This window comes from Erythrobacter sp. Dej080120_24, from assembly GCF_036322605.1.
GTDB classification, from domain to species: domain Bacteria; phylum Pseudomonadota; class Alphaproteobacteria; order Sphingomonadales; family Sphingomonadaceae; genus Erythrobacter; species Erythrobacter aurantius.
Genome location: NZ_AP027262.1, coordinates 2,860,228 through 2,887,065, shown reverse-complemented (window position 1 = coordinate 2,887,065; position 26,838 = coordinate 2,860,228). Strand labels below are relative to the sequence as shown.

The window sequence follows — 26,838 nt, the reverse complement described above, 5'->3', positions numbered from 1 at the left end:
GACGCACCCGTCTTTCTTGCCGATCAGGACAATCATGTGAGCCTTGAATTTCGTCATATTGCCCATGCTTACGGAGATGTGACGGCGCTGCGCGATGTGTCTTTCACCGCGCCGACCGGCGAGATTACGTGCCTGCTTGGCTCTTCGGGCTGCGGAAAGTCAACCTTGCTCAATCTCGCGGCGGGACTTCTCGATGTGCAGCACGGCAGCGTGCTGGTGGGCGGGGATGTGCTGGCGCAGCCGGGCGACAACCCGCCACCCGAAGCGCGGCCCGTGGGGCTGGTGTTTCAGGATGGCGCGCTGTTCCCGCACATGACAATCGCGGGCAATATCGGCTTCGGCCTGCCGCGCGAGAATCGCGGTGAAGTGGACGGCTGGCTTGAACGGGTCGGCCTGTCGGGCCTTGGTGCGCGCTATCCGCATGAGCTATCGGGCGGGCAGCAACAGCGTGCCGCGCTCGCCCGCGCGATGGCGCCGGGGCCGAAAGTGCTGTTGATGGATGAACCCTTTGCCAGCGTCGATATCGTGCTGCGCCGCCGCCTGCGCCGTGATTGCCGCGTGCTGTTGCGCGAACAGGGGACGACAACGGTGATGGTGACGCACGATCCCGAAGAGGCGCTGGACGTGGGCGATCGCATCGCGGTGATGGAAGAAGGGCGGATCGTGCAGTTCGGCACGCCTGACGATCTGCATGAACGGCCCGCCACCGCCTCTGTCGGGGCGATTTTCGGCGGGGCGCAGGTGATGGTGGCCAGCCGCGAAGGCGACGCTTTGCGCACGCCGCTGGGCCTGTGGCCGGTTACCTGCGTGGCGGGCGAACTGCCCGATGCCGCCGCGCTCGATCTGCTGATCCATGCCGAAACGCTTGATTGCGAGCCCGATGCCGAGGGGCTGTGGGTGCGCGACGTGCATCCGCTGGGCGTCGCCAGCCGGGTGCTGCTGCGCAATGGATCGGGCGAGGAAATGACGGTGCAGACGACATCGCCCGTGGCCGAGGGCAGCCGGTATCGCGTCGTTCCCCGGATCGGCAGCGTCAGGGCTTTCGCGCACCAATAGGGCGGCCTGAATATCTACTATTGCAAATCATTCGCAAAACGCACAGAGAGCGCGTGAATGACGGAAAGGTATCCCATGAAGCGTATGATTCTCGGCTTGGCCGGTGTGTTTGCCCTTGCGGCGTGTTCGGGCGCGGAAGATGCCGCGCCGGTCGCCGATGCGGGCGAGGTGAACATCTACTCCTCGCGCCACTACGACACCGATCTGGCGCTGTATGAGGATTTCACCGAGCAGACCGGGATCAAGGTAAACCGGATCGAAGCCGATGCCGATGCGCTGATTGAACGGATCCAGAGCGAAGGCGAATTCTCACCCGCCGACCTGTTGATCACCGTCGATGCCGGACGGCTGTGGCGCGCGGAGGAAGCGGGCATTCTATCGCCGGTCGAATCCGAAGTGCTGAACGAGCGCCTGCCCGCGCATCTGCGCCACCCTGACGGGCTGTGGTTCGGCCTTTCTACCCGGGCGCGGGTGATCATCTACAACAAGGAGCAGGGCACGCCCGAAGGGCTCGCAAGCTATGCCGACCTCGCCGATCCGGCGTGGCGCGGCGATATCTGCATCCGTTCCTCCTCCAACATCTACAACATCTCCATGCTGTCGGCGATCATCGCGCATCGCGGTGCCCAAGAGGCTGAAAACTGGGCCAGGGGCGTGGTCGCCAATTTCGCGCGCGATCCGCAAGGCAATGACACCGCCCAGATCGAGGCGGTGGCCGCAGGCGAATGCCGCATCGCGGTGGTCAACACCTATTACCTCGCGCGCTATGCCGGGGGCGAGGGCGCGGACCGCGCGATCTTCGACGCGATCGGCGTGATCTTCCCCGATCAGGACGGCGTGGGCACGCATGTCAACATCAGCGGCGCAGGCGTGACGGTGAACGCGCCCAACCGCGCCAACGCCATCGCTTTCCTCGAATATCTCACTTCCGAAAGCGCGCAGCGGTATTTCGCGGACGGCAACAATGAATACCCTGCCGTTAACGGGCTGAAGGCCAATTCGGCGGTTGAACAGCTCGGCACGTTCAAGGCCGACACACTCAACGCCGCGGAAATCGGGCGCAACCAGCGCGCCGCGGTGGAGATTTTCGACCGGGCCGGGTGGAACTGATCAGGGGCGGAAAACAGCGCGCCTTTTTGCGCGGGATCAAGGCGCGCTTTCGCCCCTTATCACTAAACTACCTTGAAGCGCGGCGGTGAAACGTCCATTTGCCCTCCCGCATTCCCGAAGGCGCGCTCGCGCCAGAACCACAAGACCGAGGCTTTTGAGTTTTGACCGAGACGACCACCGCATCGCCCATTCCACCCCGTGAAGCCTTTGAGGAAAGTGGTGCCGTTTCGGTCGAGACGATCACCCACGTCCACCAGTGGAACGACGACCTGTTCAGCCTCAAGATGACGCGCCCGGCGTCTTTCCGCTTCCGTTCGGGCGAATTCATCATGATCGGCCTGCCCAAGGAAGACGGCAAGCCACTGCTGCGCGCCTATTCGATGGCTTCGCCCTCCTATGCCGAGGAACTCGAATTCCTTTCGATCATCGTGCAGGATGGCCCGCTGACCTCGCGGCTCCAGCACATCAAGGAAGGCTACCCGATCTACCTCGGCAAGAAGCCAACCGGCACGCTCGTCACCGACGCGCTGCTGCCGGGCAAGCGGCTGTTCATGCTTTCGACCGGCACCGGCCTTGCCCCGTTCATGAGCCTCGTGCGCGATCCCGAAGTCTACGAGATGTTCGAGGAAGTGATCGTCGTCCATTCGGTGCGTCGCGTGGCTGACCTTGCCTATCGCGAACTGCTGGAAAGCAAGCTCGAAGGCGATCCGCTGCTCGAAGACGATCAGCGCGAACGCATGATCTATGTCCCCACCGTCACGCGCGAACCGTTCCGCACGCAGGGCCGCATTCAGGCGTTGATCGACGATGGCCGCCTGTTCGAACAGTCGAAGGGCCCGCAGCGGTTCGTGCCTGAGGAAGACCGCGTGATGCTGTGCGGTTCGATGGCGATGATCAAGGATCACGCCGCTGATCTGGAAGCGCGCGGTTTCGAAGAGGGCGCGAACAACAAACCCGGCCAGTTCGTGATCGAACGCGCGTTTGTGGGCTAAGGCCACGCGCCTCGCATTCTTCGCACTTTACATCGGCGGTGCTCTCAGGCCAGTTGCGTCCCGCAACCTGAATCGGCTCACTGGAGAGAGACGCCCCCATGCTGAACACAGCAAACCGCACCGCCTATAACGAAGACCACGAAGCATTCCGCGACACCGTGCGAAAGGTGCTCGCCGAACACATGGTCCCTTATCTCGACCAGCACGAGGAAGAAGGCATCGTCCCGCGCGAGGCGTGGAAGGCGCTGGGCGAGGCGGGGATGCTGTGCCCCACGGTGAAGGAAGAGAACGGCGGGCTTGGCCTCGATTTCGGGTTCAACTGCGTGCTGGCGGAAGAGCTCGCCTATATCGGCACCTCGGCTGGCTTCACGCTGCAGAACGACATCACCGTCAACTATTTCGAGCGGCTCGGCAGCCCGGAGCAGAAGGAGAAATACCTGCCCGGCATGATCAGCGGCGACATTATCAGCGCCATCGCCATGACCGAACCGGGCGCGGGCAGCGACCTTCAGGGTATCCGCACCACAGCGGTTGAGGATGGCAATCACCTCGTCATCAACGGTTCGAAAACCTACATCACCAACGGCCAGAATGCCGATGTGGTGATCGTGGTGGCGAAAACCGATCCCACCGCCGGGGCCAAGGGAACTTCGCTGATCCTCGTCGATGCCGACACCCCCGGTTTCGAAAAGGGCCGCAACCTCGACAAGATCGGACAACATTCTGCCGACACGTCCGAACTGTTCTTCCAGGACGTGCGCGTGCCCAAGACGAACATTCTGGGCGGGGAAAATCGCGGCTTCATCCACCTGATGGAGGAATTGCCGCAGGAACGCCTCTCGATTGCCGTTTCCGCCATGGGCGGGGCTCAGCGCGCTTTTGACGAAACGGTGAACTTCACCAAGGAACGCAAGGCATTCGGCAGCACCGTGTTCCAGTTCCAGAACACCAAGTTCACCCTCGCGGACCTCGCGGCGAAATTGCAGGTCGGCTGGGCGCATCTCGACTGGGCGATTGCCCGCCACCTGCGCGGCGAGCTGACTACGGGCGAAGCCAGCGCGGCAAAGCTGTGGCACACCGAAATGCAGTGGGAGATGGTGGACGCCTGCCTGCAACTGCATGGCGGCGCGGGTTACATGAACGAATACGCCATCGCGAGACTGTGGCGCGACGCGCGCGTGCAGCGCATCTATGGCGGCACGAGCGAGATCATGAAGGAAGTGATCAGCCGCGAGATTTGAGTATATTGGTGGTCGCTATGATAATGCCTGTAGCTTGATGGATTGATTGATGCGTCTTGCCCCAATTCTTGTGCTCACGGTTTTTTGCCTAGTTTCGTGCACTCAAGCTGTATCTGATCCTTGTAAGGAAATGGAATTTGATAATCTGACTGGTATGGGCTTCGCGATCACCGAGAAAAACTCGGTCACAGTAAATGAAGATGGCTGCGAGATCGATATTGTCTTTAGGGGGAGCTTGCAAAACGTAGTTGTGTCTACAATTGAAGGGGATAAATTGTTTGGACCAATCAAACCCATCAAATTCGACTTAGATGGGTACACATTTGTCTCTGAAAGACCTCGAGACGATGGCCGAACATTTTTCGAGGTTGAGAAGATAAACGTTCTCAATATCAGTGATGATGACCAAGCAATAGACATGATGGCAGTCGAGATATTCGGAACAGTCGATGGGATTCGACGCATAAAATAGACTATCATTGGACTGACGAGATTATGAAGGAAGTTGTGAGCCGCGAGATTTGAGGCGATGGGGGCAGCAACTTGGCGAAAGATCAGTGACGCGATGCTTGTGCTTGCGTCGAGTGAGGCGGACCAAAAGGCCTTTCTCGACAGCATGGGTTTTCCGGTCCCGATCAAGGACGATTTGGCCGAGGATTTTAGCTTCTTGGTCGGATCCATGGAGGCCAACGGAAAGACCGCTGAGTTCGGCAGCAAGCAGCTTGAGCTAATCACTCGGATTGATGGGTTTTTCGACCAAAAGTCGGGCGGTGCTGACCCGGAGTTTTGGCAAATAGGGACACCCTCGTGCGATGAAGGTTGGGAGGAGGTAAGAGTTATGGCCAAGGAGTACTTGTCGCTTGGCGTCACCGACGAACCCGATATTTTCGCCACGCAGTGAGTACCCCCGCTCAGCCTGAGCTTGTCGAAGGCCATGCGCGAAGATCGCCTCAAGAGCCCTTTCGGTTGCGCGCGAGTTTGGAAATCCGCTTCCAATCACCAGCGATCAGAGCCTCCTTCTTCGCCCGGCTCCAGCCTTTGATCCGGCGTTCGGCAGCAAACGCTTCATCGCGGGTCGCGAAGGCTTCCGACCACATAAAAGCCACCGGCAGCCGCTTTGCTGTGTATCCGCCGAGCGCGCCGGACTTGTGCTGCGCGACGCGATAATCGAGATCGTCGGTGTGGCCGACATAATAGCTGCCGTCGTTGCACAAAAGAATATAGGTGTGGAATTGCATCGCGCGGGGCTAGCGTGGGTGTGTGGCCTTCGACAAGCTCAGGCTGAGCGAGGATGGGGATGTGTGTCGCCCTATAAGGAGTAGCTGCCATTGAACAACCCACTCGATTTCAGCGGAAAGCGCGTGCTCGTCATCGGCGGGTCGAGCGGGATCGGCAATGGCATTGCCCAAGGGTTCCGCGCGCACGGGGCGGCAGTGATCGTCACCGGCACGCGGCCCGACGAAGGGGACTATCTGGAGGCTGAGGACAGCGATCTTCGCGGTCTGACCTATCACCGGCTCGACGTGACGGATCGCGATGCGGCGGATGCGCTGGCGGCGGAAATCGGCGCGGTCGATGTGCTGGTGCAGTCGCAGGGGGTGGTCCGTTACAAGCGGGCCGAGTTCACCCGCGAAGGCTGGGATGCGGTTGTCGATGTGAATCTCAATTCGGTGATGGATGTGGCGCGGGCCTTTCACCAAGGGTTGGCAGAGCGCGGCGGCAACATGATCGTGGTGTCTTCCGTTGCGGCTTTCAAATCGACCATCGGAACGCCCGCCTATGCCGCGTCGAAAGCGGGCGCGGCGAGCCTTGTGAAGACATTGGGCGAAGCCTGGGCGAAGGACGGTTTGCGCGTGAACGGCATCGCGCCGGGGCTGGTCCCGACCAAGCTGACTGCCGTGACCACCGATCATCCCGAACGGCGCGAGGCGAGCCTGCGCGCGATCCCGCTGGGGCGGATGGGCACGCCGGAGGACATGGCCGGGGCGGCGCTGTTCCTCGCTTCTCCGCTGGCATCCTACATGACCGGGCAGACGCTCGTGGTGGACGGCGGGCTGACGCTTTCGTGACACTTCCCCTCCTTTACAAGGAGGGGATCGAGGGGTGGTTGCGCGGCGCAAGCCGCGTCTTTTCGATTGCGACCGCGCTGGCGCGCGGCACCACCCCCAGCCCCCTCCTCGAGAAGGAGGGGGCTAATCCATCGCGCTTTCCTACCAGCCCGCCGCCCGATACACTGCGCACATGACAACGACTTGCTCACCCGCACATACGCCGATTTCGGAAAGTCACACCTCAGAGCGGCATTTCGGCATATTATCAACAAAGAACAATGAGTTGCCCCGAATGCAAAGTTTTTGAAAACACCCCCTTCACTGTTCCACCCATCGGAGACCCACCCCATGAAATTCACCCGTCTCGGCAATTCCGGCCTCTCCGTCTCGCGCCTGTGTCTGGGCTGCATGAGCTATGGCGATACGACCAAGGGCTGGCACGGCGACTGGCTGCTGGACGAGGAGGCGAGCCGCCCGTTCTTTCGGCAGGCGCTGGAGGCGGGGATCAACTTCTTCGACACCGCCAACGGCTATTCGGGCGGCACGTCGGAAGAGATCACCGGCAAGCTGTTGAACCAGATGGCGCGGCGCGACGAGATCGTGGTGGCGACCAAGGCCTTCATTCCGTGGCGCAATGCTCCCAACACCGGCGGGCTTTCGCGCAAGTCGTTGATGCAGGCGATCGACGACAGCCTGACGCGGCTGGGCATGGACTATGTCGACCTGTTCCAGATCCACCGCTGGGACGATGCGACCCCGATCGAGGAAACGATGGAGGCGCTGCACGACATCGTGAAGGCAGGGAAGGCGCGCTATATCGGCGCATCGTCGATGTATGCCTGGCAGTTTGCCAAGGCGCAGGAAGTGGCGCGCAGCAATGGCTGGACGCGGTTCATTTCGATGCAGAACCAGCTCAACCTGATCTACCGCGAAGAAGAACGCGAGATGCTGCCGCTGTGCGTCGATCAGGGGGTCGGCGTGATCCCGTGGAGCCCGCTGGCGCGCGGGCGGCTGGCGCGGCCTCTGGGTGAAGAGACGGTGCGCAGCAAGACCGACGGTTTCGGCAAGGTGATCTATCCCGAGGACGAGGCTGACAATGCCGTGATCGCCGCGCTTGATGCGCTGGCGCGGCAGCGCGGGGAGGCGATGGCGAGCATCGCGCTGGCATGGCATTTCACCAAGCCGGCGGTCGCGGCGCCGATCATTGGAGCGACCAAGCCGTCGCATATCGAGGCCGCGGTGGCGGCGCTCGATCTGGAGCTGTCGGCGGAGGAAATCGCAATGATCGAGGCACCTTACCGCCCCAAATGGCCCACCGCCATGGCGATGGCATTGCCGGGCATGGATCAGGTGAGCGTGCTGGATTGAGCAAAAGGAGCGGCACGCGCACAAAATCGACGCGAATGTGACATGTGTGTAGTGATCGTCGCAATCACGTCACGAATGCGTCACATCGCAGCGGCAATCCGGACTTCGCAACAGTCCGGGGCGGCGCATGGACGTCATCAACATCTTCCTTACCAACGAGCTTGGCGAAACGCTCGAAGACTTCATCCACGACGGGAAGCGATTCACGTTCGACAGGATGGGGCCGGACGGACCGCTCCGTCTGGTGGATGGCCCGGTGTGGGTGTTTGTCGACTGGGTGATGGACGATCTGGCGGGGCTCGAAATGTGCCGCCGCCTGCGCGCCGACCCGCGCACCAGCGAAGCGCATGTGACGATGGTGCTGGAAGAAGACGATTTGGAGGATCGCCGCCGCGCGCTGAAGGCCGGGGCAGACGACTACATGGTCGGGCCTCTGGCGCGCAACGCGGTGCTCGATCGGGTGCTGGCGCTGCAATCGCGGCATGCCGAACGCCATGCGGTGCAGCGGTTCGACATGGGACCGCTGGTGATCGACATGGCGGCGCTGCAGGCGCGCTGGAACGACGAACCGATCATGCTGCGGCCCAATGAGTTCCGGTTGCTGCGCTTTCTGGCGGAAAACCCCAACCGCGTCCTCAGCCGCGAGGACATGATTCAGGGACTGGGCAAGCGCGAGCCGCCGATTGACGAACGCACCGTCGATGTCTGGGTTGGGCGTCTGCGCCGCGCCTTGAAGGCGGCCGGGGCAGGCAATCCGCTGCGCACGGTGCGATCGATGGGCTACGTCTTCGACCTGCCCTGAAGCGCGGACGAAACCACCGGAAAAGCAAAAGGCCGCCCCGTTACAGGGCGGCCTTTCCTACTTCGGTATCGCCTGTTAGCGATCAGAACTTGGCAGTCACTCCCAGCGAGAATGACGTGCCGACCTGGAAGGTGTTGAACTCGATCCGGTTCGCGCCAAGCTCCTGGAACTCGAAATTGTCGCGGCCAAAGATATTGCGCGCTTCAAAGCTCAGTTCCAGCGGCACGCCGAGCTTCAAATCAGTGCGGGCAACGATGTCGACCGTCAGGCCCGGATCTTCGATGAAGTCCGGCTGTGCACCTGCGCGCTGCGTCACGCGTTCGCTGGCGTAGTTGAGCAGGACGGTCAGCTGCTGGACCTTTTCGGTATCCTCGATGCCGAACGAGAAGTTGGCGATGTGATCCGACTGGCCCACCAGCGGCGCGCCATCGTCGAAGATGAGGCTGGCAAGCTGGTTGGCATTGCCCGGCACCGGCGAGATGTCACCCGCGCCGACCGAAAGTTCGGATTGGGTGAAGGTGTAGTTGGCGATGAACAGCAACTGCTTCGTTTCGAAGAAGCTGCCGCCAAGGTTGTAGAGATCGATGCCGTAAACCGCATCAAGCTCGAAACCGTAAAGCTGTGCCGAAGGGGCGTTGGCGAAGCTGGTGAAGACCTGCCCCGATGCGACGTTGAACGTGCTTTCGATCGGGTTGTCGATCTTCTTGTAGAAGCCGGCAAGGCTGACGCGATCCGACCCGCCGAGATAATATTCGGCGCGGGCTTCGATGTTCAGCAGTTCGCTGTCCTGCAGCAGCGGGTTGCCCTGGAACAGGCGGTTGCTTTCGGGATCGAAGTAACGCTGTTCGACCAGCTCGCGGAACTGGGGGCGGGCGATCGTCTGCGAGGCCGAAAGGCGCAGCTGAAGATCGTCGATCGGTTCCCACGTGACGGTGCCGCTCGGCAGGAAGTAGTCGTTGGCGATGAAAGTCGGTGTGGCCCCGGCGATCGGCGTGTTGAAGATCGTCTGGTCGAGGTTCACCGCCTGCGTCGCGTCTTCGTAACGCACGCCTGCTTCGAGCGTGAGGTTGCCAGTTGGCAGCCAGCGCAAGAGGCCGTAGCCCGCGTTGACTTCCAATGCGGCGTCAAACACCGGGAACGGCGTTGCTTCGGTCAGGGTAACGTTGAAGCCCGCAAGAGTTGCCCCGTTGATGATGTCGCCCGGACGCCGCAGACCCAGCGCAATCGCGGCGTTTTCGTTAAGCGAGCCGAGATCCGGATTGCTGGGATCGGGCGCGATGAACGGCCGGAATTCGCGGCTTTCCGAGCGGCGATCGGTGTCCGAATAGGCATAGCCCACGGTGACTTCGAAAGTGTCGGTCAATTCATAGCCAAGATCGACGCCGCCGAACCACAGCTTCTCCGTCAGGTCATCAAACGAAACGGTGGTGATGCCCGCGTCGGAAAGCTGGTTGAAATAGGCGACGAAGAAGTCGCCGAACGGGTTACCCGAAAGGTTGGTGCGGGTGTAGCTGAAGGTGGTGTTGAACGGAGCTTCACGATCGGTGCGGGCGTATCCGCCGCGCAGATCAACGCTGAGCCGGTCAAAATCCAGTTCCGCGACCAGTTGCGAGTCCATCAGCTGACGCTCGAACCATGCGGTCTGCTGGTCCTGGAAATCGAACCCGGTTTCGCCCGGGAAGATGTCGAACCCTTCGGAAAGACGCGCGGTCTTGAGCGTGTCGCGGATGTAGAGATTGGTCCAGCGCACCGTGTGCGGGCCGAAATCGAGGCCGAGGCCCAGCAGGCCGTTCACCAGCACGCTTTCGTCGGTGATGAAGGTTTCGGTCTGTTCGAAAACCTCGGACAAATCATTGCTGCCACGCTGGCTCAAAACGCTGCGGTTGCGCAGGCTGTTCTTGATCGAGGCGGTGGCGATCACGCCGAGATAGGTGTCTTCGCCCAATTCGAACGAGGCCCCGCCGGTGATCGATCCGGAAAAATTGGGGCGCTGGTTGTCGACCTTTTGCAAGGTGACGAGATTGAGAGGGAACAACTGCCCAGCAATGCCTTCAGAGACAGAGATCGGGACGTTGCCGATGCGTTCGCCGCTGTCGAAGAATGCCTGCAGGTTCGACGGGATATCACGGTTGCCGTTGTCGAAACCGAAGGAATCCCAGTTGGAACCGAAATAGGTGAGGCCGTTTTCAAAGGTCGTCTCGGTATCGCCGCCCATCGAGAAGCTGACCGAAAGGAAATCCTCAACCGGAACCGCTTTCGTCGTGAGGTTGATCACGCCACCGCCGAATTCGCCGGGATAGTTGGCCGAATAGGTCTTTTGCACCAGCGACGAGGCGATCACGTTGGTCGGGAAAATGTCGAGCGGAACGACGCGGCTCAGCGGTTCGGGGCTGGGCAAGGGAAGGCCGTTCAGCAGCGCGAGCGAGTAGCGATCACCGAGGCCGCGCACGAACACGCGTCCGTCGCCGACCACCGAAAGGCCGGTTACGCGGCCCAGCGCGCCGGCAATGTCGCCTTCGCCGGTGCGGGCGATGTCGGCTTCGGATAGGACGCTTAGCACCTGTGTGGACGAACGCTCCGGATTGCGGTTGCGTCGGCCGGTTACGATGATCCCGGAGCCGCCGGGCACCGAGATTTCCGGCTCCTGATAATCGTCTTCCTCGACGCTTTCGACGTCCTGAGCCAGCTCGTCCTGCTGCGGGGCGGGCTGCGCCGTATCCTGTGCGTGCAGGACGGCCGGGAAGGTGAGCGACGTGGTGAGAAGCAGCAGGCCTGCCAGGCGCTTGCCGGTCGACATAATGTGAGACCCCTTCATGTTTAGGTCTTGAAACGTGTCCGGGCCGAACGTGACCCGATTGAATGAGCAGAGGAGGCGCACGCGGTTTCGCGGCGCCTCCCCCGGTTCAGGTCGAAAGGCGCGATCAGTAGACCGGGAGCGAGGTGCAAGCCCCGGTCGCGCTGCCGAAGTTCATCGTTGCCGAATTGCAGGTCCAGTTGCCGAATGCCTGTGTCAGGTCGGACTGGACAGCACCGATGAAGCCGGGCTGCGGATCGGTGAAGAAGGACGAACGGGCCGTCGCATCAAACACGGTCACGCCGTTTTCGTTGGCGCCGTTCACCAGAGTGTTGGTGAGCGAAAGTGTGGCCAGCAGGTTGTTGTTGGTGCCGGCGTCGACGACAGCCTGAACCTCTGCATCGGAAACACCCGACGAACCACGCACCGGACGGTTGGCGCCATCGCAGATAACCGAGTCGATGCCGATGATCGCAGCGAGAGTGATCTGTTCGTCGATGCGAATGCAGCTGTCATCAGCAGAGTCTACGTCGATCACGCCGTTGGTCAGACCCAGCGCCGGACCGCCGCGAGCGCGGATTGCCTGCGACGATGCCGACGAACGCTGGACGAAGGTGAAGTTGTTCACGTTCATGCGCGACTGCGGCAGGGCGTTGCCCGGCGTGCCGTCGCCAAGATCATCCGGCGAGTCGAATTCGATGATGCTGTCACCGGTGTTCGAACGCTGAACGACAACCACGGTTTGCAGGTTGGCCTGAGCGCCGCTGTCCACGTCGATCGAGTCGTCCGACGCGCCGATCACCGCGAGGTTGCGCATGTTGACCGAGCCGCCGAAGAATTCGACGCCATCGTCCGAGCTGTTGAACGACATCAGATTGTTGATCGTGGTACCCGAACCGGTGCCGCCGGTGGTCAGCGACTGGAGTTCATTCGACTGCTGCAGTTCGAAGCCGGAATAGCGGATCTGGTTGAAGGTGAACGAACCCGAGCTGTCAGCCGAATTCGTGCCACCGAACGGAGTCGCCACGGTGGTGCCTTCGAGCTGCTGTTCGCACTGCGGGTTCGCATTCGGGGTCGCTGCGGTGTTGAACACCTGATCCGAACAGTCCGAAACCGGAGCGCGGCCCAGTAGGACGACACCGCCCCATTGGGCCTGGCTGTTGTCGGTTGCGATGCCGAGCACATTGTCGCGGCTGGTCCAGACGATCGGGCGATCGGCGGTGCCGTTGGCGGAAATGGTGTTGCCGCGGTTCACGACGAGGAAGGATTCAGCCGAGGCGAACAGGATAACGCCCGGTTCGATCGAAAGGTTCACATCCGAACCGGTGCTGTTGAAGCCCTGGTCAGTACCGACATTCACGCGGCCCGAGATTTGATAAAGCAGGCCGTTGATGAAGGGCAGGTTGTCGTCAGCATTGAAGGTCGTCGGCAATTGGCAGACGCGATATTCGCCGGTCGGGCCGGTGATCGTGCCGACATCGGTGAGGCCGGGCGACGATGCGATCGTCGGGCAGCCGGCGGCCGGAGTGACCAGCGCCTGAGTCGGCGTGGGGGTCGGCGTCGGGGTCGGCGTGGGAGCCGGATTGTTGATGATGATGTCGCCGCTGGTGCCGGGCGAGACGATTTCGTCCGCGCCGCAGCCCGCAAGAGCAATGATGCTGGCGCCAAGAACGAGAGTGCGTTGAATGTTTTTCACAGCGAGCGGTCCCCTAAAAACCGAGAATCGAATGGATGCGATTTGTTTCGCAGGGGCTGCGCTAGGTGCCGTGTGTGACAGAATTTTTGCTGTGTTACGGATTGGACCGAAATGCTGTCACATGACTGAAGAAAGACAAACATGACAAACTTCAGAAGTGGCAAAGCTCGTCATTTGACGAAATGTTACATTCATAAGGCATTGATATATTTGCTTTCGAGTGAGAAAAATGACAGAATAATTACATTATGACATTTGCGTTGCATCTGCGGCGTGTCTCGCGCACCTTCCAATGATCAAGTTGGAGGTTCGAGAGATGAAGCTGTCAAACATGACACCCGCCGCAATCGCCGTGCTGTTCGCGGCGTCGATGAGTGTGGCCACGCCCGGTTTGGCGCAAACCAATCCGGCGGCGGAACGCGAACTGGCCGTGCAACCTCTTGCCCAAGGCGAAAGCGTGCGCGCCATCGCCATGCTCAAAACTGCGCTGGAGGAAGCTCCCGGCGATCCGGCGCTCCTGATCAATCTCGGCATTGCCTATGCGCAAGGCGGCAATGATGCCGAAGCGCGGGCAAGCTTCGAAGCGGCGATGGCATCGCGTGAAGTCATCGAACTGGATATGGCCAATGGCTCGACGATGGATTCCCGCAGGCTCGCGCGCCGTGCACTCGGCATGCTTGATCGTGGCGAATTCCAGCGACGCGCTGTGGATTCGAGCCGGCTGACGCTTCGCCAATAAGAAATTGCCTTCAGGCGAACGATGGCGGCTTTCCCGGACAGGGAAGGCCGCCTTTTTCGTGACCCCAACATAATGCCGCCCGTCCGAACGATCCTGAGTCTGTCACCTTCGTGTCATTTACTGTAGACAAAGGGGAATTTCTGGAGGGCCCGGAATGATTCTCGCCCGTGCGAGCAGTGTTGGCTTGGCTGTCTGTCTGGCGTTTGCCGGAACAGTCGCGCAAGCGGACGTGATGGAATTGGACGAAAGCGGCGCCCGCTGGGTTGCCGGCGGTTCATCCGTGCTTGTCGGGGCGGTCGCTCCGGCAGGGCCCGAAAATGTCCAGGTCGATCTTGATGCCATGATCATTCCGGACGCGATCATTGCCAACCCGCTGGCGCACTCCGCCGGTGTGCCGCCGCGCTATGCAGCCAAGATCAGCGAGCTGGCACAGCGGTTCGATCTGAGTCCCAGCCTGCTTGAGGCACTCGTGTGGCAGGAAAGCCGCTGGCGCGAGAATGCGGTTTCGCACGCAGGGGCGCGGGGCCTCGCGCAATTGATGCCCGGCACCGCACGCTATCTCGGCGTCAATCCCGACGATCCGATGCAGAATCTCGAAGGCGGCGCGCGTTACCTGCGCGAACAGCTCGATCTGTTCGACGGCGATCTCGAAAAGGCGCTTGCCGCCTATAATGCCGGGCCGGGCCGGGTGATCCGCGCAGGCGGTATTCCGAACATTCAAGAGACCAAGCAATATGTAGCGGCGATCATGGGGCGGCTCGCCAGCCATTCCCGGCCGGATGCACGCTAGGCTGCTCGAACCAGACAAATTGTTCAAAGGACTATGGAAGCTTCAATGACATCGACTTTTCGCTTTCCGGCTCGCGCCATGGCCATGTTCGCGGCTCTCGCAGCACCAAGCGCGGCTTTGGCCCAGAGCACCAATCAGGGCGGTGATCCGATCACCAGCGCATTGCTGTGGATGCAGAGCATATTGCTCGGCCCGATTGCGACCGCTCTCGCGGTGATGGCCGTGGCCGGGGTGGGCTTCATGATGCTGACCGGCCGGATGAACTGGCGCTATGGTGCGACCGTCATCATCGGTGTCTTCATCATCTTTGGCGCGCCGCGGCTGGTGGCGACCATTTCGGGCGGGGCGGTGTAGCGCGCATCATGAGCGATCTCGTCCGCCATCCGGTGCATCGCACGCTGACTCGCCCGCAGATGTTCGCGGGGGTGACGATGAATTTCTTCATCATCAACATGATGGTGACGACGATCGCGTTTCTGATCCTCAACAGTTTCTGGATCATTCCGGTCCCGTTCGTAATGCATGGGATCGGCTATTTCGCTTCGCTGCGCGAACCGCGCATTTTCGACCTGTGGGTGACGAAAGTGTCCAAGTGCCCGCGCGTACCCAATTACAAACGCTGGGGCTGCAACAGCTACGCGCCTTAGAATTGACGAACAGGCCTTTTAAGGAGGGCCGGATATGGTGAAATGGATCGGACCTGCTGCATGGAGCGCCAAGGAGGCGCGCGTCGGCGATCGCCTGCCGTATGAGCGGCTGATCGACGAAAGCACCGTGCTGCTGCGTGACGGATCGGTGATGAGCGCGATCCAGGTGCCCGGCCTGCTGTTCGAAACCGAGGATTCCGACGCGCTCAATGCCCATGCAGCGACGCGCGAAGTGGTGCTGCGTTCAACGCTTGATGCGCGTTTCGTGCTTTATCATCACGTCATCCGTCGCCGGGTCGAGGTGGAGCTTGACGCCGAATTTCCCGATCCTCTTTCGCGCCACATCGATGCGCGCTGGAAACAGCGACTTGCGGGCGGATCGCTGTTCATCAACGACCAGTTCGTCACGCTCATCCGCCGTCCGGCGCGCGGCAAGACGGGCTTGCCGGAACGGATCGGCAAGTTCTTCTCCCGTCAGGGCAAGGATGAACTTGAAGCCGATCCCAAGGACCTTCGCAGCCTGAAAGCGGCAGTGACCGGCCTGACCGCGTCCCTTTCCGCCTATGGTGCGGCGGTGCTGGGCGACTATGCGGCACCCGGAGGCAAGGGCGGGACCAATTCGGAAATGCTCGAATTGCTCTCGGCGCTTTACAATGGCGAGATGCGCCCTGTGCGGCGTCCTTCGCCCGACACCGATATCGGCCACATGCTGCCGTATCGGCGGGCCAGTTTCGGTCTCGATGCGATGGAACTGAAGGGATCGGGCCAGCCTGACTTCTCGGCCATTCTGGGATTAAAGGATTATCCCGAGGCAACCTCTCCGGGTCTGCTCGATGGCTTGCTGCGCCTGCCGTTCGAAATGATCGTCACCGAAAGCTATGCGCCCAACGAAAGGACGACCGCGAAGGAGCGGATCGACTTGGCGCTGCGGCGTTCGCGCTCGGTCGACGAAGAAGCCGCGGCGGAGCGCGCCGACATGATGGCTGCCCGCGATGCGCTGGGCAATGGCGCTGTCGGCTTTGGCGATCATCACCTGACTGTGCTGGTGCGCGAAGCGACACTTGATCGGCTCGATGATGCCAGCGCTGCTTGTGCCGCCGCCCTTGCTGATAGCGGCGCCATTGCAGTGCGCGAGGACGTGAACCTTGAACCTGCGTTCTGGGCACAATTCCCCGGCAATGAAGAATACATTGTACGCCGCGCGATGATCTCGTCCGCCAACATGGCGAGCTTTGGCAGCTTCCACGGCTTTGCGCTGGGACAGGCGAGCGGCAATCACTGGGGTGATGCGGTGACACTGCTGGAAACCACCAGCGCGACTCCGTTTTTCTTCAATTTCCACCACGGCGACCTCGGCAATTTCTCCGTCATCGGCCCGTCGGGATCGGGCAAGACCGTGGTGATGAATTTCCTCGCCGCGCAGGCGCAGAAGTTCAAGCCGCGCACGATCCTGTTTGACAAGGATCGCGGGGCTGAGCTGTTCATTCGCGGCATCGGCGGGCGTTATGACCGGATCAATCCGGGGCAGCCGACCGGTTTCAACCCGCTCGCCCTGCCTGATAGCCCGGCGAACCGCGCGTTTCTGCGCGACTGGCTCGGTGTGCTGCTCAAGGCCGAGGGGCCGGAGGAATACGCGACGATCAGTGCGGCGGTCGATGCGACCTATGCCAATGATCCGTCACTGCGGCGTCTGCGGCATTTCAAGGAACTGCTCGCCGGTGCGCGCCGGCCGGAACCGGGCGATCTTGCCGACAGGCTGGGCGCGTGGATCGGCTCTGCCGGTGGTGACGGCGGCGAGCATTCGTGGCTGTTCGACAATGAGCGTGATGCGCTGGACCTCGACGCCCGCGTTCTTGGTTTCGACATGACGCAATTGCTCGAAAACCCGCGCCTGCGCACGCCGACGATGATGTATCTGTTCCACCGCATTGACGAGCGGTTGGACGGCGAACCGACTATGATCCTCATCGACGAGGGCTGGAAGGCGCTTGATGACGAGGTGTTTGCAGCCCGCATCCGTGACTGGCTCAAGACCCTGCGCAAACGCAACGCGCTGGTCGGCTTTGCCACGCAGAGCGCCCGCGATGCTCTGGAAAGCCGCATTTCGACGGCGCTGGTCGAACAGACCGCGACCATGGTGTTCATGCCCAACAGCCGCGCCCGGCCAGAGGATTATTGCGACGGTTTCGGCCTGACCGAACACGAATTCGCGCTGATCCGCTCACTCCCGGCACACAGCCGCTGCTTCCTTGTGCGTCAGCCCGATGCAAGTGTGGTGGTGCGGCTCGATCTGTCGGGTGCGCCCGAAGTGCTGACGATCCTTTCCGGACGGGAGGCCGCCGTGCGTCGCCTCGATCTCCTGCGCGAAGCCGTGGGTGACGAACCCAGCGCGTGGTATCCTGCGCTCACCAACCGCGCGTGGCCCGACGGGGCCAGCGATGTGGATGAGGATGGCATTCCCGTCTGGCAGGCGGCGGAATGACGACGAGCTGCGATCTCGTTGCTCAGGACATGGGCACCGGCGTCGCTGCGGCGCTGACTGCGGTTGATTGCATCGCATCGCAGGTCAGCGAGCAGGCGTTCAATCGTCTGTTCGGATCCGAGGGGCAATTCGGGCTCGCGCTTTCGATCATGCTCACCCTTTATGTGGCGTTCTTCGGCATCAGCCTGATGCTTGGCAGGTCGAACCTGTCGATCCGCGCTGTCATCCCCAGGATGATGACGATCGGGCTGGTCTTGACCTTTGCGACCAGTTTTGCCGCTTTCCAGGCGATCTTCTACGAACTCGTGGTCGGCGGCCCGAACTACGTCGCTGGCATGCTGACCGACAGCGGTAGTTCCGCCACCGCCACGTTCGCGACCAAGCTCGATATCGTTTTCCTCGCGGTGCAACAGGCGTCGAACGGGCAAACCGATATTAACATGTTCTCGCCTCCGGGGATGATGTGGTTTGGTGCGATGCTGTTGCTGATCGGAACTGTTGGTCTGCTGGTGACGGCCCGGATCGGTATTGCATTGTTGCTTGCCATTGGGCCGATCTTTGTCGTCATGGCGCTGTTCAATGGCACCCGCGGGTTGTTTGTCGGCTGGCTCAAAGGGCTCGTGATGCTCGCGCTTGCGCCGTTTTTCGCGGTTGTCGGTGGATCGATCATGCTTGAGCTTGCCGTGCCGATCCTTGCCGCACTGGTCGCGGTTCCGGGACAGATTGACCAACAGGCGGCGATGGCGTTTTTCCTTGTGGGGTTTGTCCATTGCGCGCTGATGCTGATGGTTCTGATCGTTTCTTCAAAAATGGTCAGCGGCTGGACAGTCTTTGGCTTCGCCACCCCGGACAAGGCCGATAACCGCGCGTTCGAACCTGCTCTTGCTCCGATGGCGCAACCGCTGGCGGTGACACCGGATCGTGCTTCGCAATTGACGCCGAGGGCGGCTCCGACTGGTGGGCAACGACGCGTCGATGTCGCAACCCCCGTCGTGCAGGCAGCCAATGATACGGGTTCAGCGGGCAGTGCGACCATCCGCGAGACCAAGGTATTTGCCACCAGTGCTGGCACCGGCCAAAGCGCCGCAGGTGCGCCAGCAACCTCGCGCACGCGCGGGATTGGAAACCGCTTCCGCTCCGCAGGTCAGGCGGGCAGAAATGTTTCGAGATCGGAGAAAACGAAATGATCCGTGCCGACTTCATTCGGCCTTTTGTTGCTGGGCTTGCCCTTGCACTAGCGGTTCCTGCAGCTGCGCAGGACGCGGCTGAAGGCGATCCCCGTCTTCAGACGCTGACCTTCGACGAAGCGCAGGTTTTCACCATTCGTGGCAAGGTTCTGGTGCAGACGACGATCAAGTTCGGACCCGACGAAACGATTGAGAACGTCGCGGTCGGCGACAGCAACGCCTGGCAGATTCAGCCGAACAAGGCGCAGTCGATCCTGTTTGTGAAGCCACTGGAACCGAGCGCGCGCACCAATATGACGGTGGTGACGAGTAAGCGCACCTATCTGTTCGATCTGGTTGCCAGCCCGCGCAATGCGCCGCTGTACGTTCTGCAATTCCGTTATCCGGAACTGGAGCGGGCTCAGGCAGAGGCGGAACTCGCCGCAGCGCAGGAGGCCGAACGCGCGGCTGCTGCGGGCGAACCAAATGCGATTGAACTGGCTGCGGCGAACGATCCCTATGCGGTCACCGATCCCGCGATGCTCAATTTCGAATGGGCAGGGGCAGGCGCCAGCGAATTGCTCCCGTCCCGCGCCTATGACAATGGCGATGCCCTGTTCCTGACTTGGCCTGCAGGGACGGCGGTTCCCGCGATCCTTGTCACCAATGCCGATGGCGATGTCGGGCCTGTAAACTTCACGGTTCGGGGCGATACCGTTGTGCTTGACGGTGTGCCTGCGCAGGTGATCCTGCGTTCGGGCGGTGACAGTGCCACTCTTACCAACACCGGTCCGGTGCGTTCCCAAAGCGCCCGCGCGGGCGACAGCGGGCGGCGCGGATCATGATGGCCGCGTGTGAAATGTTCCAAAGGGAGATGAACTAATGCGTCTTGCCATGCGTCTTCCGCCCAAGAAGGGCGACAATGGAAACAATGGCGGGATCGATCCGCGCGACGAGGAGTCTGCCGACGTCATCGATCTCGCAAGCCGCAGCGGCTTTTCGCCGGTTGCTCAGCGCAAGACCAAGACCGAAGGGCTGGGGCTCGCGGCGGGGGTCGCGATCGTAGGCCTGCTTGGCGCCACGACCTTTTGGGCGATGAACGCGGCACAAGTTCCCGAACCCGCCAGTGTTGGCGGGCAAGGGCAGCAGGCACCCGCACAGGCGGCGGCTGCTCCAGCAGTTGATCCAAACGCGCAGCCATCGCCGCCCCCGGCAGTCCTGCCGGCGCGTCCCGATCCGGCACCCGCGCCGATCCTTGCGAACGCGCCTGCCGTGGGAGCCGCTATGAACCCTTACAACAGCCCTCAGCTGGTTTTCGATGCCAGTCAGGCAGCCGGGGCGAATGTCGCGCAGCAGCCGATTACGGGCGGGTCGACGAGTGCGGCGACAAGCACGGGTGACAGCGGCGCAGGAGGTTCGGCCGCTGCGTTTGCGAGCCGCATTGGCGGCGTCGGCGGAGCTCCGGCCCAGGCGCGAGCTATGGTCAATCCGGCGACGACGGTAACAGAAGGCACGATGATCCCCGCGATCCTCGAAACCGCGATCAACACTGACGTGCCCGGCTATGTTCGCGCGGTTGTGAGCCAGGACGTGCGCAGCTTTGACGGCAGCCGGGTGCTGGTGCCGCGTTCGTCGCGCCTCATCGGGCAGTACCAGTCCGGCGTCCAGCAAGGGCAAAAGCGCGCTTATGTCATCTGGACCCGTCTGATCAGGCCGGACGGTGCATCGGTCAACATCGCTTCACCAGCGGTGGCCTTTGATGGCACAACCGGGTTGGAAGGCGATGTGAATAGCCACTTCTTCCGCCGCTTCGGTTCCGCGATGTTGTTGTCCGTCATCGGCGGGCTCGGGGCGGTGGCTTCGGGTGGCACTTCTATCGTGCTCGGTGGTGCCGGGCAGGGCGCTGCGGGTGTCGCAGCGGAGCAAGACGGCCAGATCAGTCCGACGATCCGCGTGCGCATGGGCGAACCGATCCGCGTTTTCACCGCGCGCGATCTCGACTTCAGCACCGTTTCACAGTGATTTTGGGCGGACGTTTCCGGATATGACGGCTGACATTCATCCTCTTTCGACCGGTCAGCATCCCGCTGGTGGCAATGCGGATGATGGCGCCGGCCCATCAGGCGAAACGCCCTCCTATGCTGCGATCGGAGGGGAACGCAGCGTCTATCTCGAAGCCTATCTTGCGCCGTTCAAGCGCTGGCTGGATCGCGACACGATTACCGAAATCATGGTCAACGCGCCGGGCGAGGTCTGGATCGAGGATGCGTCAGACCCCGGCATCAAAAAAGTGATCACCCCTGAAATCGATGATCGCCTTGTTCAACGCCTTGCCGAACAGGTTGCGCGGGTCAGCCATCAAGGCATCAACCGCGAACACCCACTGCTGGGCGCCACATTGCCAGACGGAGCCCGCATCCAGTTTTGCGGTCCGCCTGCAAGCCGCAAGCATTGGGTCATGGCCATTCGCCGTCACCGCCGGCTGGACCTCCCGCTTGACGCCTACGACACTGGGCCTCTTGCCGGTGAGGCTGTGATCGAAATGCCCGATCCGCAGTTTCAGCCGATCGAATATCTGCGTGAAGCCATCCGCCATCGGCGCACCATCCTCATCTCAGGCGGGACAAGCACCGGCAAGACGACTTTCCTCAATGCCATGCTGGGCGAAATCCCGCGTGAAGAGCGCGTCGTGCTGGTGGAAGATACGCCCGAATTGAAATTCCCGGGCGAAAACTCTGTCGGATTGGTGGCGGTGAAGGGCGAACTAGGTGAGGCGAAGGTCACCCCCAATGAACTGCTTCAGGCCGCATTGCGACTGAGGCCCGATCGCATCGTCCTTGGCGAGCTGCGCGGCGCAGAAAGCGTGTCCTTCCTGCGCGCGATCAACACCGGCCATCCCGGCAGCTTTTCGACCATTCACGCCAATTCGCTGCGCGGCGCATTGGAGCAACTCGCGCTCATGGTCATGCAGACAGGGATCGGCCTTACCCGCTCTGACACGATTTGCTACGCGGCGAGCGTTATCGACGTGATCGTACAATTGGGTCGCGATGCCAACGGCAAGCGCGGGATTACCGCAATTGCCGACAGCCGATCTCTGGTTTGACAGCTGCACCCTAAGTGGGCGTCATGATTAATTGACAATCGTGTGACATCGCCCTTTGGTGATTTACACGTCTTGCACTGGCTAACATTGGGGCTTCGATCAAGGGCCGCATTTGGCCTGAGGAAAGACCGGCAGGAAAGCAATGAGCAGTCCCACTCAGACCAGCCAGCCCAATGTTTCGGCCGCATCCCCGCCGTCCGTCCCACCGACGGCCATTTCGCCCGGCGCGGAAGCCTATTTCAACCGTGAACTGTCATGGCTGGCGTTCAACGAGCGTGTTCTGGCGGAGGCCTGCAACGCGAAATACCCGCTGTTAGAACGGCTGCGGTTCCTTTCTATTTCGGGCAGCAATCTCGATGAATTCATGATGATCCGCGTCGCGGGCCTTGTCGGACAGGCGCAGCGCGGGATCGACAAGCCGGCGATTGATGGCCGCACGCCGACGCAGCAGCTGGTGGCAATCCGGGAGAAGCTGGCTGAACTTTCCGCCCTTCAGCAGGATATCTGGCGTGAATTGCGTGACCAGTTGGCGGTGGCCGACATCCACATCGCCGATGAGCGTCGGGTAAAGCCTGAGGCGCACAAATGGCTGGAAAGCTTCTTCCTCGACGAAATCTCTCCGATCATCACGCCGCAGGCGCTTGATCCTGCGCATCCGTTTCCCTTCGTTCAAAACGAAGGGATGGGCCTGCTGTTCACGCTGACGCGCGACGCGGATCAGGAACAGATTATCGAGATGATCCTGATCCCATCGGCGCTGCCCCGGTTTGTCCGCGTTCCTGCGGAAGTGAGCGGGACGACAGAGGCAATCTACATCTCGATTGCCAGCCTGATCCAGCGTTATGCCAAAAAGCTGTTTCCCGGCTTTACAATTCAGGGCGACGGCTTGTTCCGGGTTCTGCGCGACAGCGATATCGAAATCGAGGAGGAGGCAGAAGATCTGGTGCGGACTTTCCGCAGCGCGATCCAGCGCCGCCGCCGTGGGCAAGTGATCCAGTTGGAGCTTGAAGAGGATTTCGATCCCCGCGCCGAGGCGATCCTGCTCGAACAACTCGGCATCAACCAAGCAGCCGTGATCAAGACCGATGGAATGATCGGGATCGACGGGCTCGCGGAAATCGTTGGCGAGGATCGGCCCGACCTGAAATTCGATGCCTATTCCCCGCGCTATCCTGAACGGGTGCGTGAACACGATGGCGATGCCTTTTCCGCGATCCGGGAAAAAGACATCATCATTCATCACCCCTACGAAAGCTTCGAAGTGGTGGTCGATTTCATCCGACAGGCTGCCGCCGATCCGGATGTGGTAGCGATCAAGCAGACGCTTTATCGCGCCGGCTCTCAATCAGCGGTGATCAATGCCCTGATCGAAGCGGCTGAGAACGGAAAGTCCGTCACTGCCGTAGTGGAATTGAAGGCGCGCTTTGACGAGGAACAGAACCTCAAATGGGCGACCAAGCTTGAACGCGCCGGGGTGCAGGTGATCTACGGTTTCACTGACTGGAAAACCCACGCCAAGGTGGCGATGGTGGTGCGGCGCGAGGAAAACGGGTTTCGCACCTACTGCCATTTCGGAACCGGCAACTACCACCCGATCACGGCCAAGATTTACACCGACCTTTCCTTCTTCACTGCCGATCACAAGCTGGCGCGCGATGCAGCGAAGATGATGAATTTCGTAACGGGCTATGTCGAACCGCACGGGCTGGAAATGATTTCGATCGCTCCGCTGGACCTGCGCGAGGAGATATATCGCCGGATTGATGCCGAAATCGCCAACGCCGCCAAGGGGAAGCCCGCCGCGATTTGGATGAAGTGCAACCAGATCACCGATGTCGGAATGATTGATCGGCTTTACGCTGCCAGCAATGCGGGCGTTCCCGTTGAACTGGTGGTGCGCGGCATCTGCTGCCTGCGTCCCGGTGTTCCGGGAATGAGCGAGAATATCCATGTCAAATCGATCATCGGGCGCTTCCTGGAGCACAGCCGAATTTACGCCTTCGCCAATGGCCGGGCGATGCCGGGCCCGAACGCCAAGGTCTACATCTCCTCGGCCGACCTGATGGAACGCAATCTTGATCGCCGGGTCGAAGCCCTGATCCCGATCCGCAACCGAACCGTGCATGATCAGATCCTCCAACAGGTGCTGCTCGCCAATATGCTCGATACCGAGCAAAGCTGGTGGCTGCATTCAGACGGCAGCTATTCGCGGGTTGAAACAGACGGAAAGCCGTTCAACTGCCACCGTTACTTCATGACGAACCCATCGCTTTCGGGTCGGGGCGGGGCGCTTGAGGCAGGCGGCGTGCCCAAGCTTTCGCTGCGGCGGGGCCGTTCGGGATGAGCACAAAGCGCAGGCGCGGCGATCGCGACGGGACATTTGCGGGCAACACGCCGGAGCGGGCGATTATCGACATCGGCTCCAACACGGTTCGCTTGGTTGTCTACGGCGGTTCGATGCGGGCACCGATGGTGATCCTGAATGAAAAGGTCACTGCACGGCTTGGCCGCGATATCGGCAAGGACGGGCGACTGGCCGACGAAGCGATCGCTCTCGCGCTTCGCGGTTTGGAGCGATTTGCCCTGCTGCTGGACGATCTTGGAATTGACGATGTCGAGACCGTCGCGACTGCTGCCGTGCGGGAAGCCAGCAACGGGCCTGAATTCGTCGAGCAGCTCGAGGCGCTCGGCTTCAAGCCGCGCATCTTGTCCGGTGAGGAAGAGGCCCGCATCAGCGCCAGCGGGGTCATAGGCGCCTTTCCTGGAGCCCGTGGCAGCGTTGCCGACCTTGGTGGAGGCAGCCTTGAACTGGTCCATATCGCCGGGGATGAAACCAGCGATCCGGTGTCTTTGCCGCTCGGCGCGTTGCGGCTCCCCGACTTCAGACCGACCAGCGGAAAGAACCCCGTGGCGCAAATGCGCAAGGGGCTGGAAAAGGTCATCCGGGAAGCGGGCTGGTCATCGTCCGAGCACGGCAATCCTGAGCCAGAGCCGCTGTACCTGGTGGGCGGAACATGGCGCGCAATGGCCGTATTCGCGATGCAGTCACGCGACCATCCTCTGTCCGATCCCCACGGATTTGAACTGAGCATCGATGATGTTCTGCAATTGACCGAGACGCTGATTGCGGAGACCCCTGAAACATTGCGGGACCGCAAGCGCATATCGACCATGCGCGCCGAAAAGCTTCCCGATGCGGCGGTGTTGTTGCAGGCGCTGATCGCCCAGCTTTCTCCCAGCAAGATCGTGTTTTCATCGTGGGGTCTGCGGGAAGGCTTACTCTACGATCGGCTTCCTCCGCATGGCAAAGCTCAGGATCCGTTGCTGGCCGGCGTTTCGGTATTTGCCACGCAGCGCGGAGCGCCCCCGACGCTGGCGACGCGGATGGCGGCATGGACGGTAGATGCCGTTCCGACCCGCCGTCATGGCAGTGAGCGCCTGCGTCTGGCGGCAACCATGCTTTCACTGGCGTCAATGCAGATCGAGCCGAACATCCGTCTGCCGCAAGCCATCGACTGGGCTTTGCACAAGCGCTGGATCGCGGTCGACGGGGCAGAGCGCGCCATGCTCGCCGCAGCCATCGCTGCGAACGGGAACCAGATTGATCTGACCGACAGTCTCAAACCGTTGGCTAGCGAAGAAGCGATCGACGAAGCGGTGTGCTGGGGCCTTGCGGTAAGGCTGGCAAGAAGACTTGGCGCACGGTCAAGAAGGTCGCTTCAGGTCAGCCGCCTGGTGGTAAGGAACGGATTTCTCATCTTGCGGCTCGCCACCAGCCATGAGGCGCTGTTCGGCGTGCCGGTCGAAAAGGACATGAAGCTGCTGGCAGGGCAACTCGGCCTTGATTGGACTGTCGAAATTGTCCCTGACGAGGACTTGCACGCTGACGCGGCGGACTAGGATCGGCTCTCGCTGCTCGAAAAGGGCGAGAAATCGGTGTCAGTGTCAAACAGATCGACGCCTTCGGCTTTCTTCAGGCGGTTCACCACCAGGTAAGTCACCGGGGTCAGCAGCGCTTCCCATAGCACCTTGAGCAGCCAGTTGGTCACCATCACGGTAATCACCGCCTCGGTCGTCCAGATGCCGAGAAAGGCGATGGGGTAGAAGATTAGGCTATCCACACCCTGTCCGACCACTGTGGAGCCGATCGTGCGGGTCCACAGCATCTTGCCACGGGTCCACACCTTCATCTTTGCCATGACATAGGAGTTGACGAACTCGCCCGCCCAAAAGGCGACTATCGATGCGACAACAATGCGCCATGTACTGCCGAAAACGGATTCGTAGGTCTGCTGGCAGATCGCACCCGTGGGGCCATCGGGATCGGTGGTGGAGGTAAGGGGGCCTTGGCCGTCGAAGCCACTGGCCGAACAGGCCCAGCCGTCAAACGCCGGCAGGCTGACGACGACGTAGCTCATGAAGGCAAGGAAGATCATCGCGGCAAAGCCGGTCCAGATCACGCGCCGCGCGCGGGCGAAACCGTAGATCTCTGTCAGAATGTCGCCGATGACATAGCCGAGCGGGAAGAACAGGATTCCCGCCCCGTAAATGAACACGCCGTCAGACGCAGGCCACCAGCCTTCTGGCCACCAGCTGACTTCGACAAATGTAAGCTTTGCCGCGCCGATGATGTTCGAAAGCAGCAGGATCGCGACAAATGCCGCCATCACGAATTCGTAATAGCGGAACGTGACGGGCGCATGGCTTGTCGCCTGGATGCCGTCATCAGGATCGGTGTCGAAAGCGGCGCCTTTGTCGAGGTTTTCCATCGGCGCTTGCCTAGCGCGATTTGATTGCC

24 protein-coding genes are annotated in these 26,838 nt (G+C 61.2%); 20 read left to right on the top strand and 4 right to left on the bottom strand.

What is annotated here, in order from left to right:
- The first annotated feature begins 36 nt into the window (after positions 1-36).
- The 6 genes from AABA34_RS13885 to AABA34_RS13860 all read left to right on the top strand — a co-directional run bounded on the left by AABA34_RS13885 (position 37) and on the right by AABA34_RS13860 (position 5,300).
- A complete protein-coding gene (locus AABA34_RS13885; RefSeq protein WP_338303094.1) occupies positions 37-1,056 on the top strand; it encodes an ABC transporter ATP-binding protein in 1,020 nt (339 codons plus the stop codon).
- A 75-nt stretch (positions 1,057-1,131) separates the two neighbouring features.
- Positions 1,132-2,166 carry a Fe(3+) ABC transporter substrate-binding protein gene (locus AABA34_RS13880; protein WP_338303093.1) on the top strand — a complete coding sequence of 345 codons (1,035 nt, stop codon included), beginning with the start codon at positions 1,132-1,134 and terminating at the stop codon, positions 2,164-2,166.
- A gap of 161 nt (positions 2,167-2,327) precedes the next feature.
- Positions 2,328-3,158, top strand: coding sequence for a ferredoxin--NADP reductase (locus tag AABA34_RS13875; protein ID WP_445083738.1), 831 nt, complete (start codon positions 2,328-2,330; stop codon positions 3,156-3,158).
- Between the two features lie 98 nt (positions 3,159-3,256).
- Complete coding sequence (locus tag AABA34_RS13870) at positions 3,257-4,399, top strand: acyl-CoA dehydrogenase family protein (protein ID WP_338303092.1); 1,143 nt, start codon at positions 3,257-3,259, stop codon at positions 4,397-4,399.
- A 49-nt stretch (positions 4,400-4,448) separates the two neighbouring features.
- A complete protein-coding gene (locus tag AABA34_RS13865) occupies positions 4,449-4,871 on the top strand; it encodes a hypothetical protein (RefSeq protein ID WP_338303091.1) in 423 nt (140 codons plus the stop codon).
- A 93-nt stretch (positions 4,872-4,964) separates the two neighbouring features.
- Complete coding sequence (locus AABA34_RS13860; RefSeq protein WP_338303090.1) at positions 4,965-5,300, top strand: hypothetical protein; 336 nt, start codon at positions 4,965-4,967, stop codon at positions 5,298-5,300.
- 49 nt (positions 5,301-5,349) lie between these two features.
- On the opposite strand, the gene AABA34_RS13855 is transcribed toward AABA34_RS13860, so the two are convergent.
- On the bottom strand, positions 5,350-5,637 hold the full coding sequence (locus tag AABA34_RS13855; protein ID WP_338303089.1) for a GIY-YIG nuclease family protein: 288 nt from the start codon (positions 5,635-5,637) through the stop codon (positions 5,350-5,352).
- 90 nt (positions 5,638-5,727) lie between these two features.
- Between AABA34_RS13855 and AABA34_RS13850 the strand changes: the two genes are divergently transcribed.
- From AABA34_RS13850 to AABA34_RS13840, 3 genes are all read left to right on the top strand, one after another.
- Positions 5,728-6,468 (top strand): SDR family NAD(P)-dependent oxidoreductase, encoded by a 741-nt coding sequence (locus tag AABA34_RS13850; RefSeq protein WP_338303088.1) that lies wholly within the window; start codon positions 5,728-5,730, stop codon positions 6,466-6,468.
- Positions 6,469-6,798: 330 nt separating this feature from the next.
- On the top strand, positions 6,799-7,818 hold the full coding sequence (locus tag AABA34_RS13845) for an aldo/keto reductase (RefSeq protein ID WP_338303087.1): 1,020 nt from the start codon (positions 6,799-6,801) through the stop codon (positions 7,816-7,818).
- A 127-nt stretch (positions 7,819-7,945) separates the two neighbouring features.
- Positions 7,946-8,620 (top strand): response regulator transcription factor, encoded by a 675-nt coding sequence (locus tag AABA34_RS13840; protein WP_338303086.1) that lies wholly within the window; start codon positions 7,946-7,948, stop codon positions 8,618-8,620.
- A gap of 82 nt (positions 8,621-8,702) precedes the next feature.
- Here AABA34_RS13840 and AABA34_RS13835 read toward each other — a convergent pair whose 3' ends face one another.
- Both AABA34_RS13835 and AABA34_RS13830 read right to left on the bottom strand, forming a co-directional pair.
- Positions 8,703-11,417: a TonB-dependent receptor domain-containing protein gene (locus AABA34_RS13835; RefSeq protein ID WP_338303085.1), complete on the bottom strand. Its 2,715-nt coding sequence runs from the start codon at positions 11,415-11,417 to the stop codon at positions 8,703-8,705.
- A 124-nt stretch (positions 11,418-11,541) separates the two neighbouring features.
- Positions 11,542-13,110, bottom strand: a complete 1,569-nt coding sequence (locus AABA34_RS13830; protein ID WP_338303083.1) for a hypothetical protein — start codon at positions 13,108-13,110, stop codon at positions 11,542-11,544.
- 316 nt (positions 13,111-13,426) lie between these two features.
- On the opposite strand from AABA34_RS13830, the gene AABA34_RS13825 reads away from it, so the two are divergent.
- The 11 genes from AABA34_RS13825 to AABA34_RS13775 all read left to right on the top strand — a co-directional run bounded on the left by AABA34_RS13825 (position 13,427) and on the right by AABA34_RS13775 (position 25,940).
- Positions 13,427-13,849: a tetratricopeptide repeat protein gene (locus AABA34_RS13825; RefSeq protein WP_338303082.1), complete on the top strand. Its 423-nt coding sequence runs from the start codon at positions 13,427-13,429 to the stop codon at positions 13,847-13,849.
- A 154-nt stretch (positions 13,850-14,003) separates the two neighbouring features.
- Positions 14,004-14,639, top strand: coding sequence for a lytic transglycosylase domain-containing protein (locus AABA34_RS13820; protein ID WP_338303081.1), 636 nt, complete (start codon positions 14,004-14,006; stop codon positions 14,637-14,639).
- A 45-nt stretch (positions 14,640-14,684) separates the two neighbouring features.
- Positions 14,685-14,993: a TrbC/VirB2 family protein gene (locus AABA34_RS13815; protein WP_252258373.1), complete on the top strand. Its 309-nt coding sequence runs from the start codon at positions 14,685-14,687 to the stop codon at positions 14,991-14,993.
- An 8-nt stretch (positions 14,994-15,001) separates the two neighbouring features.
- Entirely contained in the window at positions 15,002-15,286 is a 285-nt protein-coding gene (locus tag AABA34_RS13810) for a type IV secretion system protein VirB3 (RefSeq protein WP_034955091.1), read from the top strand.
- 34 nt (positions 15,287-15,320) lie between these two features.
- Positions 15,321-17,768 (top strand): VirB4 family type IV secretion/conjugal transfer ATPase, encoded by a 2,448-nt coding sequence (locus tag AABA34_RS13805; protein ID WP_338303080.1) that lies wholly within the window; start codon positions 15,321-15,323, stop codon positions 17,766-17,768.
- Complete coding sequence (locus AABA34_RS13800; RefSeq protein ID WP_338303079.1) at positions 17,765-18,955, top strand: type IV secretion system protein; 1,191 nt, start codon at positions 17,765-17,767, stop codon at positions 18,953-18,955. Before AABA34_RS13805 ends, AABA34_RS13800 begins: the two co-directional genes overlap by 4 nt.
- Positions 18,952-19,779 carry a TrbG/VirB9 family P-type conjugative transfer protein gene (locus tag AABA34_RS13795; protein ID WP_338303078.1) on the top strand — a complete coding sequence of 276 codons (828 nt, stop codon included), beginning with the start codon at positions 18,952-18,954 and terminating at the stop codon, positions 19,777-19,779. The genes AABA34_RS13800 and AABA34_RS13795 overlap by 4 nt, the downstream gene beginning before the upstream one ends.
- A gap of 37 nt (positions 19,780-19,816) precedes the next feature.
- Positions 19,817-20,956: a TrbI/VirB10 family protein gene (locus AABA34_RS13790; protein WP_338303077.1), complete on the top strand. Its 1,140-nt coding sequence runs from the start codon at positions 19,817-19,819 to the stop codon at positions 20,954-20,956.
- Positions 20,957-20,978: 22 nt separating this feature from the next.
- A complete protein-coding gene (gene virB11, locus AABA34_RS13785; RefSeq protein ID WP_338303076.1) occupies positions 20,979-22,040 on the top strand; it encodes a P-type DNA transfer ATPase VirB11 in 1,062 nt (353 codons plus the stop codon).
- Positions 22,041-22,182: 142 nt separating this feature from the next.
- Positions 22,183-24,384, top strand: coding sequence for an RNA degradosome polyphosphate kinase (locus AABA34_RS13780; protein ID WP_252258366.1), 2,202 nt, complete (start codon positions 22,183-22,185; stop codon positions 24,382-24,384).
- The gene (locus AABA34_RS13775) at positions 24,381-25,940 is read left to right on the top strand and encodes a Ppx/GppA family phosphatase (RefSeq protein WP_338303075.1); all 1,560 of its coding nucleotides are present in this window, start codon (positions 24,381-24,383) and stop codon (positions 25,938-25,940) included. Before AABA34_RS13780 ends, AABA34_RS13775 begins: the two co-directional genes overlap by 4 nt.
- On the opposite strand, the gene AABA34_RS13770 is transcribed toward AABA34_RS13775, so the two are convergent.
- Positions 25,937-26,809 (bottom strand): queuosine precursor transporter, encoded by an 873-nt coding sequence (locus tag AABA34_RS13770; RefSeq protein ID WP_338303074.1) that lies wholly within the window; start codon positions 26,807-26,809, stop codon positions 25,937-25,939. The genes AABA34_RS13775 and AABA34_RS13770 overlap by 4 nt on opposite strands.
- Between the last annotated feature and the right edge of the window lie 29 nt (positions 26,810-26,838).